Origin of the sequence: Mycobacterium gastri, from assembly GCF_002102175.1 — a bacterium.
Taxonomy (GTDB): domain Bacteria; phylum Actinomycetota; class Actinomycetes; order Mycobacteriales; family Mycobacteriaceae; genus Mycobacterium; species Mycobacterium gastri.
Genome location: NZ_LQOX01000147.1, coordinates 64374 through 76733 on the forward strand (window position 1 = coordinate 64374; position 12360 = coordinate 76733).

At 66.3% G+C, this 12360-nt stretch carries 13 protein-coding genes; 5 read left to right on the plus strand and 8 right to left on the minus strand.

Annotated elements, in window-relative coordinates:
• Positions 1 to 5 precede the first annotated feature (5 nt).
• Both AWC07_RS29125 and AWC07_RS24135 read left to right on the plus strand, forming a co-directional pair.
• Complete coding sequence (locus AWC07_RS29125) at positions 6 to 1931, plus strand: alanine racemase (RefSeq protein WP_244187689.1); 1926 nt, start codon at positions 6 to 8, stop codon at positions 1929 to 1931.
• 54 nt (positions 1932 to 1985) lie between these two features.
• Positions 1986 to 3170 (plus strand): MFS transporter, encoded by a 1185-nt coding sequence (locus AWC07_RS24135; protein WP_084293520.1) that lies wholly within the window; start codon positions 1986 to 1988, stop codon positions 3168 to 3170.
• On the opposite strand, the gene AWC07_RS24140 is transcribed toward AWC07_RS24135, so the two are convergent.
• Positions 3162 to 3851 carry a class I SAM-dependent methyltransferase gene (locus AWC07_RS24140; protein WP_051507998.1) on the minus strand — a complete coding sequence of 230 codons (690 nt, stop codon included), beginning with the start codon at positions 3849 to 3851 and terminating at the stop codon, positions 3162 to 3164. The genes AWC07_RS24135 and AWC07_RS24140 overlap by 9 nt on opposite strands.
• Before the next feature lie 223 nt (positions 3852 to 4074).
• Between AWC07_RS24140 and AWC07_RS24145 the strand changes: the two genes are divergently transcribed.
• Together AWC07_RS24145 and AWC07_RS24150 are read left to right on the plus strand one after the other, a co-directional pair.
• The gene (locus tag AWC07_RS24145; RefSeq protein ID WP_139829856.1) at positions 4075 to 5040 is read left to right on the plus strand and encodes a CgnE/CgnB domain-containing protein; all 966 of its coding nucleotides are present in this window, start codon (positions 4075 to 4077) and stop codon (positions 5038 to 5040) included.
• A gap of 10 nt (positions 5041 to 5050) precedes the next feature.
• On the plus strand, positions 5051 to 5776 hold the full coding sequence (locus AWC07_RS24150; RefSeq protein ID WP_036413348.1) for a hypothetical protein: 726 nt from the start codon (positions 5051 to 5053) through the stop codon (positions 5774 to 5776).
• Here the strand turns inward: AWC07_RS24150 and AWC07_RS24155 are convergent.
• From AWC07_RS24155 to AWC07_RS24185, 7 genes are all read right to left on the minus strand, one after another.
• Positions 5718 to 6173 carry a DUF350 domain-containing protein gene (locus tag AWC07_RS24155; protein ID WP_036413345.1) on the minus strand — a complete coding sequence of 152 codons (456 nt, stop codon included), beginning with the start codon at positions 6171 to 6173 and terminating at the stop codon, positions 5718 to 5720. The genes AWC07_RS24150 and AWC07_RS24155 overlap by 59 nt on opposite strands.
• Before the next feature lie 53 nt (positions 6174 to 6226).
• Positions 6227 to 7393 (minus strand): glutathionylspermidine synthase family protein, encoded by a 1167-nt coding sequence (locus AWC07_RS24160; RefSeq protein ID WP_036413343.1) that lies wholly within the window; start codon positions 7391 to 7393, stop codon positions 6227 to 6229.
• Positions 7390 to 8142 (minus strand): hypothetical protein, encoded by a 753-nt coding sequence (locus tag AWC07_RS29130; RefSeq protein WP_244187690.1) that lies wholly within the window; start codon positions 8140 to 8142, stop codon positions 7390 to 7392. The genes AWC07_RS24160 and AWC07_RS29130 overlap by 4 nt, the downstream gene beginning before the upstream one ends.
• Before the next feature lie 121 nt (positions 8143 to 8263).
• Positions 8264 to 9091 (minus strand): Cof-type HAD-IIB family hydrolase, encoded by an 828-nt coding sequence (locus AWC07_RS24170; RefSeq protein ID WP_036413341.1) that lies wholly within the window; start codon positions 9089 to 9091, stop codon positions 8264 to 8266.
• A complete protein-coding gene (locus AWC07_RS24175; RefSeq protein ID WP_084293519.1) occupies positions 9088 to 9942 on the minus strand; it encodes a lysophospholipid acyltransferase family protein in 855 nt (284 codons plus the stop codon). The genes AWC07_RS24170 and AWC07_RS24175 overlap by 4 nt, the downstream gene beginning before the upstream one ends.
• A gap of 22 nt (positions 9943 to 9964) precedes the next feature.
• Positions 9965 to 10720 carry a lysophospholipid acyltransferase family protein gene (locus AWC07_RS24180; protein ID WP_036413339.1) on the minus strand — a complete coding sequence of 252 codons (756 nt, stop codon included), beginning with the start codon at positions 10718 to 10720 and terminating at the stop codon, positions 9965 to 9967.
• A 3-nt stretch (positions 10721 to 10723) separates the two neighbouring features.
• Entirely contained in the window at positions 10724 to 11503 is a 780-nt protein-coding gene (locus AWC07_RS24185) for a lysophospholipid acyltransferase family protein (protein ID WP_036413338.1), read from the minus strand.
• A 78-nt stretch (positions 11504 to 11581) separates the two neighbouring features.
• Between AWC07_RS24185 and AWC07_RS24190 the strand changes: the two genes are divergently transcribed.
• Positions 11582 to 12316 carry an aminoglycoside phosphotransferase APH(3') gene (locus tag AWC07_RS24190; protein WP_036413336.1) on the plus strand — a complete coding sequence of 245 codons (735 nt, stop codon included), beginning with the start codon at positions 11582 to 11584 and terminating at the stop codon, positions 12314 to 12316.
• The last annotated feature ends 44 nt before the right edge of the window (positions 12317 to 12360 follow it).

Genomic DNA, 12360 nt, shown 5'->3' on the forward strand with positions numbered 1-12360 from the left:
GTCTCGTGCCGGAGACGCCGTATCTGACGATCGATCTGGATCGGGTGCGCGACAATTTCGCGCAGCTGCAAGCCGCGCTGCCCGGCGCTTCGATCCGCTACGCGGTCAAGGCTAATCCGAGTGAACCCGTACTGCGTCTGCTCGCCACCGAAGGGGCCGCATTCGACGTTGCTTCGGTCGGCGAGATCCAGGCATGCCGTTCCGCCGGGATCGATGGTGGCCGGCTGACATTCGGCAACACCGTCAAGAAGCCGTCGGAGGTGGCGCAGGCGTCGGCAAGCGGAGTGCGGCGGTTCGCGTTCGACACCGTTGCGGGGCTGACGCCAATCGCCGAGCACGCCCCCGGAGCCGGCGTGGAATGTCGTATCGCTCCGCGGTTTCCGTCGTCGGTCACGCCGTTCGGCCACAAGTTCGGCTGCGCTCCCGAAGAGGCCGCCGGGCTGCTCGAACATGCCCGGCAACTGGGCTTGCGCCCCGAGGGCGTCTGTTTTCACGTCGGTTCCCAACAGCTCGACCCGGCCGCGTGGGAGCTCGGGATACGTTGTGCCGCTGACGTCTTCGCTGAGTTCGACGGCCTCACGGCGGTCAACGCCGGCGGCGGCTTCCCGATCGCCTATGCCGCCGACGCGCCAACACTCAGCGCCGTTGCCGAGACCATCAAGTCGGCGCTGGCACGCCATTTCGGCTCCCGTCATCCCCAGCTGGTGATCGAACCCGGCCGCGTGATCGTGGGCTCAGCGGGGGTCATCAGCTCCGAAGTGGTGTCGGTGCGCACCGGTACCGATGGTCACCGTTGGGTGTACCTCGACATCGGTCGCTACCGGGGTCTTGCGGAGACGGAAAACGAGTACATCCGTTATCGCCTGAAGACCGAACGGGACGGCGACCCCGTCGCCGATGCGGTGCTCGCGGGACCGACCTGCGACGGCGACGACGTGCTCTACCGCAGCTACGCCCTTCCGGTGACGCTGCGTCCCGGCGACGGCGTGCAGATCGACGACGCCGGGGCCTACACGGCGAGCTACGCATCGGTTGAGTTCAACGGATTTGCGCCGCTGCCAACCTATTTCGTCGGCGGAGCCGGTGGCGCTACGCCGGGCTGGGAGATCATCGAGCCGCTGGCGCCCGGACTGAGCCGACGTTGGCAACTGCACGAGGTCATCTGTGAGGCACGGACCCCATTCCAGCAATTGCTGATCGGCAAAACGGCCCAGGGTGTGGCGTTGTTCAGTGACGGCGAACGGCAGAGCACCGAGTTCAGCCAGCTGGTGTACCACGAGGCGTTGCTGGTGCCGGCGCTGCTGTTGGCGGAGCGGGTGGAGCGGGTACTGGTCATTGGTTCCGGCGAAGGCGTGGTATGTCAGCTGGCGGTGGCCGCCGGAGCGGCACATGTCGATCACGTCGACATCGATCGGGATGCCGTTCGGCTCTGCGCGGAGCATCTACCCTACGGCTACCCGATGGACGAACTGCTCAGGGCCGAACAAGGATTCGGTCCGGTCACCGTACATTACCGTGACGGCAGGGAATTCGTGGCGCGGTCCACCGAGTGCTACGACGTCGTCGTAATCGATCTTCCCGACGAGCGCATCGGGCTGGCCCAGCACAACCGGTTGTACGACGTCGACTTCCTCAGGAGATGCCGCGCAATCGGTCGGGTCGTCGTGTCCCAGGCCGGGTGCCCAACAGTGTGGCGCAACGAGCCATTGCGCCGGTCTTGGCGACGCTTTCATGAAATCTTTGACACCGTGGTCTATTTCGGTAGCGACGAGCACGAGTGGGCCTTTCTGTCCGGCCTTTCCGGCCCCATTTCCGACGATCCCGTCGCGGCGATGACGGCCCGATTGCCCGGGTTGGCGTACCGACCCCGCACCATCGACGCCGACTCGCTGGCCGGCTGCACGGTGCCACCAAAGTCGCTGCGCGGCTAGCGTCTCCTGGCGAGCCCCCGGTCTAGAGTGCGGTGTCATGACCAGGTCTGGCGGATGAGGGTCGGTCTGGTTCGACTGTCCGTGACGCGGGGATTGATTTCGGCCGCGACCGCATCGATTGCGGTCGTCTGGCGCTACGCCGCATTCATCTTCACCGGTTCGGCGTTTCTCACCGGGTTGCTCGACACCGCCTATACGTTGGCGTTTGCCGCGGCCTCCTATTGGTTGACGACCCGAGGCGCCGCACTGTCGGGGCGCACCTCGATCGTGGCGAGCGGGCTGGTGTCGGCGACGGTCACCATGGTGATGGCGCTGCTCATTCCGCTGCACCAGTACCTGTGGCTGCTGCTGCCGGCCATGGTGATCGGCGCGGTCACGGGGGTGAACTATCCGGCCTGGTACTCACAGCTGCGTCGCGGCCGTGACAGCAATGAGCTGTATGGACAGATCGGCCCGTATGAGGCCTTCCGCGTAGCGGCGATCCTCGGCGGCACCGCGGGCGGCGGACTGGTCGCCCACCTGCTGGGCCTGCAACCCGCGAGCTCGCTGATCGCCGTGGTGTTCGCGGCCGGCGGCGGGCTGGCGCTGACCTTCCCGCGACCGAATGCGGTAGCGGCGCCACATCGCAAGCAACCCGGAAATCCTGCCCACGCCGACGACCCGGTGGTCTATCACCGGGTCCGGCTCTTGTTTGGGCTGCTGGCCGCCTTACAACTGATGCTGGCGCCGATTGTGGCAGTGACGCCGGTGCTCGCGGTCGAAGGCGTCGACGGCGGCGTCGCGCAGGTAGGCGTGCTGTTCGCGTTGTACGCAACGGGCAGTGTCCTGCAGGTCTTCACGACGCGGGCGGCGGCCCGCGGCGTCGGCGTCCGTGTGCTGGTGACGGTGCCCCTGACGCTGATGTTGACGTGCGCCGTTTTGGCCGCAGTCCGGGACACGATGGTGAGCGCCGGGTTGTTGATGGTCTCGTTCGGCTTCGGGGTAGCGTCGATTGGCACGTTGATCAATGCCGAGATTCAATCGGCGGTGCACGAGTCGGTGCGGGATCGGCATGTCTCGACGCTCGCCCTCATCTTCTCCATACCTCTCGCGATTGGGAGCGGCCTGTGGGGCCTGGCAGCCGACTTCCTCGCGGTGCCGACCATCGCGACCATCACGACCCTCGTGACCGCCGCGATCGCGGCCCTGCTGCTGGTCTCCTGGCGGCGCGTGAGCGGCAGGTGGGGCAAATCACGGTGAACCCGGGCGCTCCACCAGATAGGCCCGAGACGACGAGTTGTCGTCGTGAACGTCGGTGACGACGAACCCGAGGGAGCGGAGTTCGTCCATTTCCCAGTCATGGGTGACGTAGCAGGTTCCATTCCCCGCGTCGTCGTGCAGCACCACGATCCCGGTCGAGCCGCCAGGCCGGAGATCAGCCAGTCTTTGTCGTTCGATGGTGGACAGTTCGCCGCGGCGATCGGGACCTGACCGGTCCAGCAGCCACTCCAGCGAATGAGTAGTGAAGTACAACGAACCACCCGGTCGCAGCACTCGGGCCGCTTCGCCCAGGATCCGGGTGCGGGTGGGGGGATCTGCGTAATCCAGGCCGTTGAACGGGAAACACACCAGGTCGAAAATCCCGGCGGCCAGAGGCAGCCGCGCCGCATCGGCGACTAACACCGTTGCGCGACCCGCCGTGCGCTCGACCGCACGCCGGGCCAATTCGTGAACCAACTCCACTCCGACATAGCGACCGGCGCGCCAGCCGAACGCGAACCAGGTACGTCCGGTGCCTATTCCCAAATCGAGAACGCGAAGTTGTGCCCACTGGTCGGCAAAACGCCGCAGCAGCGCGCGTTCGTGATCGTCGGGATCCCAGCGGTCCGGGCCTGCGAAGGATCGCTCGCGGGTAGCCGACGGTTCGACCTTTCGGGACACGCGCGCAACTTAGCAGGCGCACGCCCCGACCCGGTCGGTTTGACCGTCGCCGGACACCGGGCTTGCAAAACAATCAATCGATCGATAATATTTGGCGACGACAGTGGCATATGGCAACTGTCTTCATGTAAGGAGATTCCCCGATGCAACAGCACGATTTTGTCGACGTCAGCGTCCCCCGGACGTCTGACGAGAGCGCGGAAGCCGTCTGGCTTGAATGGATGTGAGTACTGATTTCGTGGCCGTCGGCGGCTCAACCGCCGACGGCCACGAAATACCCTGCAGCGCGGAGCGCCTTTCCCGCATCTTCGATGGCGAAGCACCCGTGATCGCCGTCGACCTCCCCGACCTGGTCGATTGGCTCAACGACGCCGGCATCCCGGCTATCCCGCTCAACGAGATCGACTCCCTCGCCGACGGAGCCGTGGTCGCGGTCAACGCAAACCCCGACACGGTCGGGCTTGCGCTGAGGTCACAACCGGGGGTGCGCAAGATCCACGTGGTCCAGTCCGTACATAACGGCGACGAGCACACGGTGCGCTACACGGTCGAGAAGCTATTGGCATCTGACCCGTTGTCCTGCGTCCAGCGCCAAGGCGATATCGCCGTAGCCATCAAGTCGTCGGGCGGCCATATCTCGTTCACCGGCGAGGGCACCGATCTGGCGGTCCGATCCCGCGGCCAGGCCGGCTTGATCCACCTGGACGACCCGACCATCAAGCCCGGAGAATGCCTATCGGCCCACTCCTTCTTCGAGATCGGGCTGGCTAACCTCAAGGCGGACCACGACAGCGCATTCCTCGTCGACGGCCATTGCCGGGCCATCGGCATGATCGCGTCGCGGGATCCGCAGTTGCGCGCCGGGCCCGAACCGGCGGAATGGGTGGAGCACCGCCGCGAGATCTCTCGCAAGGGTGTGGAGCTTCATATCAAAGACAACCAGCTCGTCCGGTGTCTGCTCGACGGCCGTGACATCAAGGACGACATCGCCCGGTGGACACGTGACTACGGTCTGCGCATCACCGAATGCTCCATCGGCACCAACCCACAGGTGCTCGCCGGCGCCGACTGGTCACTGAACTCGCTGATGAACGAGGGTGCCCAGGGTATCCACGTCGGCTTCGGCCGACCCATCGACGGCATCCACTTCGACTTCATCTGCCCCGCCGTCGCCCTGGTCGCTGGGTGACCGATCGAAGATGACGGCTACCGTCTACGCACTGCAGACGGTGCTGGGAACCACCGATTGCCAGTTGGTGGCCGACCCCGTCCACCGCGATCCCTGGGTGCCGGACCAGGCTTCCCGGTTGCTGTGGCGACGCATGTTGACCCGGGCCGCTGAACTGGAAGTCGACTGGGCGAGCGGGGAGGAATTCTGTTCCGACCCGCCGTTGGACCTTGGCCCGATCACCATGAACCGATTGTCGCCATTCAATGCCGCGGTGCGTCGGTTCGGTGTGCTCGACGGGTACCGCAGGTTGGCGTCGGCGGTGGTGCTCTTGGCGGTGTTGAGCAGCGAGGCACAGTCCCGCGGCGACTCGCTGGGAGCGGCTCGAATTCGGGGCAAGTACCTGATCAACAGGTATGCACGGCATCACGGTGATCGGTGGCGGCTGCTGCCCCCGCCGGTTGACGCCAACGGCTGGGAGGATTTGCTGGCGGGTCGTGGGGCTCCGACGCAACTACTGGTTCCCGTCACTGAAACCGTGGCCCGCTGGTACTCGATTGCGCCCGAGCCGGCAGTGTCGGCGGCGACTTACCGGCTGGAGCGTGCCGTCGCGGGCTGGACCACCGTCACAGAACACGCGACCGATCGCACCGGCGTGTCCGACGACTGCGGTCCGGCGTCCCGCATCGCAACGCACGTCACAGGATCGCCACCGCCACCACAATGCCCAACGCGAACTGCGCCGCCGCCACGATAAGACACTCGTAGCTGTATTCGTCGGCCTGGAACAACGTGTCCATGTCGATTCCGATGACCAGGGTCGCGATCCGCATCATCACCACCTGCGCGGCGATGCCCACTATGCCGAAGGTCGCCGACGCCAGCAGTCCCTCGGCCAGCCGGCCCGACGACGAATAGATCGCCAGCACCACGATGAGCGCCATGCTCACCATCCCGGCGGCGGCCACGATGATGGCGTTGGGCTTACCCGCGCGGACCATCTTGCGTAACGGTCCCGGGGTGGTGAAGTCGATGGCGTGAAACCCGATGATCATCAGCACCAGACCGAGGATCGAGTACAACACGACGGCGCCGACCCCGCGACCGAGCCAACTCCAGTAGTCCGAATGCAGCGCCACGATGGTCGTCGTCATCGAAGATCAGCTCCGTTTCATTTGGCGGAAAGGTTTCATTTCAGCGGAATGGCTCATTGCGGCGGAATCCGGTGTGGGACAAAGGCCGCGCCGTCGTCGGTGACCAGTCCGGCGGTCTCCCGGATACCGAGACCCGCCGCCGAGTCGCCAACGATCCACGCTCCCAACGCGGGACGCATACCGTCGAATTCCGGTAGCGGATCCAGCAATTGGTAGACGAAGCCCTCTTCGCCGTAGACGCCGCCGGTGGCGGTCTCCATGCCGGCACCGACGATCGTGATGTTTGCGCCTTCGCGGCCCAGCTTGGGTTTGCGAACGTATTCGGTGAGTTCATGCGGGTCATCGATGTAGGCCGGCAGCAGGTTCGGGTGCCCGGGATACATTTCCCACAACACCGCCAGGATCGCCTTGTTGGACAACAGCGCCTTCCACAGCGGCTCGATCCACATCGTCTGCGGCAGGCTCGATACCACGTGTTTGCCGAACTGGTCATCGAGCACCCATTCCCAGGGGTGCAGTTTGAAGATTGCCTCGATCGGCGCCTCTTCCAGATCGACGAACCGCTCCAGCGCGGCATCCCAGCCGACGTCCTCGATCATCAAGCCGACGGTGTGGAAGCCGGCTTCGGCCGCGGTCTCCTGCAGGTACGTCGTTGTGATCTGGTCTTCGCCGGTTGCTTCCACGCCCGACCAGGTGAAGTGAAGTTCGTTGCCGGGCAACAGATCAGCGACCGCCTTCCAGCGGTCGACGAGCTGTTCGTGCAACGAGTTCCACTGGTCGTCGGCGGGGAACTTGTCCTTGAGCCAGTGCCACTGCAGAATCGCGGCCTCCAGCAGGGTGGTCGGGGTGTCGGCGTTGTATTCGAGCAGCACCGCCGGCCGGCGACCGTCGTAACGTAAGTCGAAGCGGCCGTATACATGTGGGTCGGAGCGCCGCCACGATTCGGCGATGAACGGCCAACTCCATTCGGGCAGACCGAAATCGGCGTACCGCTCCATCAGGACCACCTGCTCGACGGCGTTCAGGCACATCGAGTGCAGCAGTTCGACATCGGCTTCCAGCGCCAGGATCTCGTCCATGTCGAACTCGTAGTACACCGACTCGTCCCAGTACGGCCGGTCGGCGCCGGCCGCATCGCGCGCGGGCGTGCCGTAGACCAGGCCCTGCGATTCGACGATGGACCGCCAGTCGGAACGCGGCTGTGTCCTGGCGCGTTTCACGAGCCGCCGCTCCCGCCGCCGCCCTTGCCGCCGCTGCCGCCGAGCCCGCCACGCGAAATGGTGGTACCGGACTTCGTGGTGATCGTGGCACCTTTCGGCGCAACCGTGGTGCCGCCGCTGGGCCGTTGACCGACCGTTCCGGAGCTGCCGTAATAGTACCGGTATTGATGTCCGCCGTAGAAGAAGAAGCCGTTGAGACCCGCGGTATGGCCGGTGCAGTAGCTGTCTGGGACGATCACCGGCTGACCATTCGGGTCTTCCTGAACGCATTGGGCGGTGACATGCTCGGGCGTCAACAACCAGTACCCCAGGCCCGCCACCAGACCCACCACCCCGACGCCGGCCGCGGCGCCCATCAGGACACGCTTCTGCCTGGCGCGCTTGGCCTCCGCCTCGAGCCGAGCCTCTTCGATCGCGCGCTGCTTTTCCTCGTACTTCCGCCGCGCCCGCAGCTCGGCCGGCGTCGGGGGACGTGGCCGCGAGGTTTCCGCGTCCTGATACTGGACGCTGCCAGCCCGGCGCTTGGCCGGTGCGTCCCCTGCCGATTCGACATCCTGCGCCGGTTGCGTCTCCTCGGGCTCGCCCTGCTCGGATCCGACCTCCGGCGCCGACGGCGTCTCGTCGGACCGCTCGGCAGCCGCGGCGGGCTCCTCCTCCGGTGCCGGTTGCGCATCCTCGCGCCGCCCGGCAAGCCGGCTCTGGTCGTCGTCGGGTCGGCCGCTGACGGGTGGGTCTGGTTCCGGCCCCACTAGCTCTCCTCCGGTCCGGGTAACTGGCCCGGCGTGGCGACACACTTCCCGCCCAGGCGGCGAGAATCAGGCTGGTACGCCGGCACGCGGGCAGTCTCCCACATCAGCGGCGCCGTCCGGATCAGGACCACCAGCGCTCCAGCACCCGGGCGACGCCGTCGTCGGTGTTGGGAGCGGTGACCTCGTTGGCCGCGGCGCGCGCGTCGGGATGGGCATTGCCCATCGCCACCCCGAGCCCGGCCCGCAGCAGCATCGGCACGTCATTGGGCATGTCCCCGAAAGCCACCACGTCCGCCTCTGCAATTCCCAGCGGCCGGCCGATCTCTGCCACACCGGTCGCCTTGCTGATGCCCAGCGGAACGACCTCGACCAGCCCGTTGTTGGTCGAATAGGTGATTTCACCTTTGGCACCGAGATGTTCGGCCAGCCGGGCCGCCATCTCCGCGCTGGTTGCGCCGGTCTTGCGGATCAGCAGCTTGATCGCGGGCGCGCTGAGCAAATCTTCGATCGACACCTCGGTGTGGTCCGGGTTCAGCCAGGCATGCTCGTAGCCCGGCGAACTGACGAACTGGGGGGTCGCCGTATCGTGCGCACGGTCGCCGATCCGCTCGACGGCCAATCCGGCACCGGGGATGACCCGTTGGGCGGTCTCGGCCAGGGCGGCTAGCGCATCCACGGACAGGGTGCGCGCCGATAGCACCCGGTCGGTGGCGGGGTCATAGATGACCGCGCCGTTGGCGCACACCGCCATCGGCGCGAATCCGAGTGCGTCGACAACCGGCCGCACCCAACGCGGCGGGCGGCCGGTGGCCAGGATGAACGTCGCGCCGGCGGCGACCGCGGCGCGTACCGCGGCACGGGTGCGGGCAGTGACGATTTCGTCGTCGTCGAGCAGAGTGCCATCGACGTCGCACGCGATGAGGGCCGGCGGGCTCGGCGGTGTCGTCAGTGCGGTACGCCTTTGCTGCGACTGGGCGTGGTCACGCCGTGGTGACCGCGCCGGCGCGCTCGCTGGGCCAGTTCAGCGATTCTGCTGCGACTCGGCGATGTCACGCGGGCCCGCTCACGCTTTCGCGCTCGCTCAGCCAATTCGGCGATTCGGAAGGCCTGCGACTCCTCCGGGCTCGGCGCGGTACCACCGAGCCGCCTGGGCACCCAGTACTCCCCCGGCGGATGCGGATACTGCTCCTGCACCCGATACAGCATCGATTCCATTGCTTGCCGCAACGTGGCGTTGAGCGTCACCGCGTCGCCCTGGGGCCGCAACGGATGCCCAACCGCCACGGTGATCGGAATCTTGTTGCGGAACAAGTCCTTTGGTTGATCTTTGGGCCAAATCCGGTGCGCACCCCAGACGATCATGGGAACGATCGGCACCTGCGCCTCCAGCGCCATCCGGGCCGCCCCGGTCTTGAACTCCCGCAGTTCCAGGCTGCGGCTGATGGTCGCCTCCGGGTGCAATCCGACCAGTTCGCCCCCGCGCAGCCGCTGCACCGCCACCGCATAGGCATTGGCGCCCTCGGAGCGGTCCACCGGAATCAGCTGGGCGTGCTTGATCACGTAATTGACCGCCTTCACCTCCTGCATTTCGGCCTTGATCATGAACCGCAACCGTCGCCTGCGCTGCTTGGCGGCGATCGAGGCGGGAATCCAGTCCACGTAACTGGTGTGGTTGAGGGCGATCAAGGCGCCGCCACGCTCAGGAATGTTCTCCAGGCCGTAGTAGGTGATCTTGTTTCCGTTGGCCGCGACAATCGATGGGACAAGAAACTCCATCATCCGGAAAAATGGCTCGGCCATCTCTTATGTTCTCCTTCCACCGCTACCGCGATTGATGCGGCGCACGGCTGGCGGCTTTCGCCGCCGCCTCGTCAGCCTCCAACTGAGCCGCCTCGAACGGCGTCGGCGCACCGCCGCCGAGTCGGCGCGGCACCCAGTACGCCCCGGGCGGGTGCCGATACCGCTGCTGCGCCTGGTGCAACAGCCCGGTCATCGCCTCCCGCAGAGCAGCATCGGTCTGCGCGATATCGCCGCGGGCCGGAAACGGCGGTCCCACGTGCACAATGACCGGCACTTTGGTCCGCCCAAGGCGCCGGGGATGGCCTTTGGTCCAGATCCGCTGGGCACCCCAAACAATAACGGGAACAATCGGGACGTCGGCTTCCAGCGCCATCCGGGCGGCCCCGGACTTGAATTCTTTGAGCTCGAAGCTGCGGCTGATAGTCGCCTCCGGGTAGACGCCGACCAATTCCCCTTCCCGAAGCCGCTGCACCGCCACCGCATAGGCGCCGGCGCCGGCACCCCGGTCCACCGGAATCGTCCGGGTGCGTTTGATCAGGAAATTGACCACCTTCACCCGTTGCATCTCGGCCTTGATCATGTATCTCATCCGGCGGCGCCGACGATTCATGGCCAGTGCGGCCGGCAGCCAGTCGACATAGCTGGTGTGGTTGATGGCGACCACGGCGCCGCCCCGCTCGGGCACGTTTTCCACACCGAGATAGGTGATCCGGGTTCCGGTCGTCAGCACCAGCAACTTGGCCAGGATCTCCAGGGTGCGGTAGGTCGGCTCGGCCATCGGTCACTGCTCCGCGGCTCCGGCCGGATTGCCGCGCCGAGCGCGGCGAGCCGCCTTCTCCGCCGCGTCTTGAGCATCCATCCGGGCCGCCTCAGCCAACGACGGCGCACGGCCGCCCAGCCGGTGCGGCACCCAGAACTCACCGGCCGGATGTGGTCCGTACAGCTCCTGCGCCCTCTCCAGCAAATGCTGCATCCGCGAGTGCAGCAACTTGTTCAGTTCGGCGGTGCCCAGTGTCGGTTCGATCGGCTCGCCGACGACGACCACGATCGGCACCTTCGGACGCAACAGCTTCTTGGGGTGGCCCTTCGTCCAGATCCGTTGCGCGCCCCACACGATGTGGGGAACGATCGGCACGCCGGCCTCGACCGCCATCCGGGCGGCACCCGACTTGAATTCCTTGATCTCGAAGCTGCGGCTGATCGTGGCCTCGGGATAGACGCCGACCAGCTCACCATCCTTGAGCATGCGGACCGCCGCCTCGTAGGACGCGGCCCCTTCCTGCCGGTCCACCGGGATGTGCCGCAGGCGACGCATAATTGGGCCGGTGAACTTGTGGTCGAAGACTTCCTGTTTGGCCATGAACCGCACCTTGCGCCCGAGGCCCTGCTGGTAAGCGGGCAAACCTGCGAAGGTGAAATCCAGGTATCCGGTGTGATTGATCGCGACGACCGCGCCACCGCTGGCCGGTACATTCTCCGCACCGGTGACGGTGATCCGGAGACCCTGGATGCGCCAGGTCAGGCGGGCAAGCTGAATGATAGTCCCGTATACCGGTTCCACAGCTGTCCAGCCTAGTGCTCCGGGCGGCCAACGCTGAAGCCGGAAAAGAGAGGCAAAGAGAGGCGACCTTCCCTTCCCATGTCCTTCCCCACGTCACCGCCGGCCGTGCCTGCGGTGGTCCGCGGATTTGCTGCCGGCCGGCGCGTGCGCGCGATCTGGACCAATGAGCTCGGCGGCGTCACCTTCCGGATCGGTCCCGGCACCGAATTCGTCAAGGTAGCCGAAGCGGCGACGGTCGACTTTGCCGACGAAGCGCGGCGGTTGCGCTGGGCAGCGCAGCACACGCCGGTGCCGCCGGTATTGGGTTTCGGGCTCGACGGAGACCGGGCTTGGCTGCGGACCGGCGGGCTGCCCGGGGTTTCGGCGGTGCACCCGCGCTGGCTGGCGGCACCGGAGGTGGCGGTGCGGGCGATCGCTGTGGGGTTGCGCACACTGCACGACAGGTTGCCGGTGCCGTCGTGTCCGTTCGACTGGTCGGCGGCCGGCCGGCTGACCAGGCTTTCCCCGGCCTGGCGGGCAAAGCTCGGCGACCCCCCGCCGGTCGATCGGGTGGTGGTCTGTCACGGTGACGCGTGTTCACCCAACACGCTGATCGATGAGCACGGCCGGTGCTGCGGACATGTCGACTTAGACGCCTTGGGTGTTGCCGATCGGTGGGCCGACCTCGCGGTAGCAACACTGTCGCTGGGCTGGAACTACCCGGGGCGAGGCTGGGACACGGTGTTCTTCGAAGCCTATGGGGTCGAGCCGGACCCGCGGCGCCTCGACTACTACCGGCGGCTGTGGCAGGCCGAAGATATCGACGCAAGCTAAGCTCGATGCTGCATTTGGCGCCGTAGGCGCGCGCACATCGATCT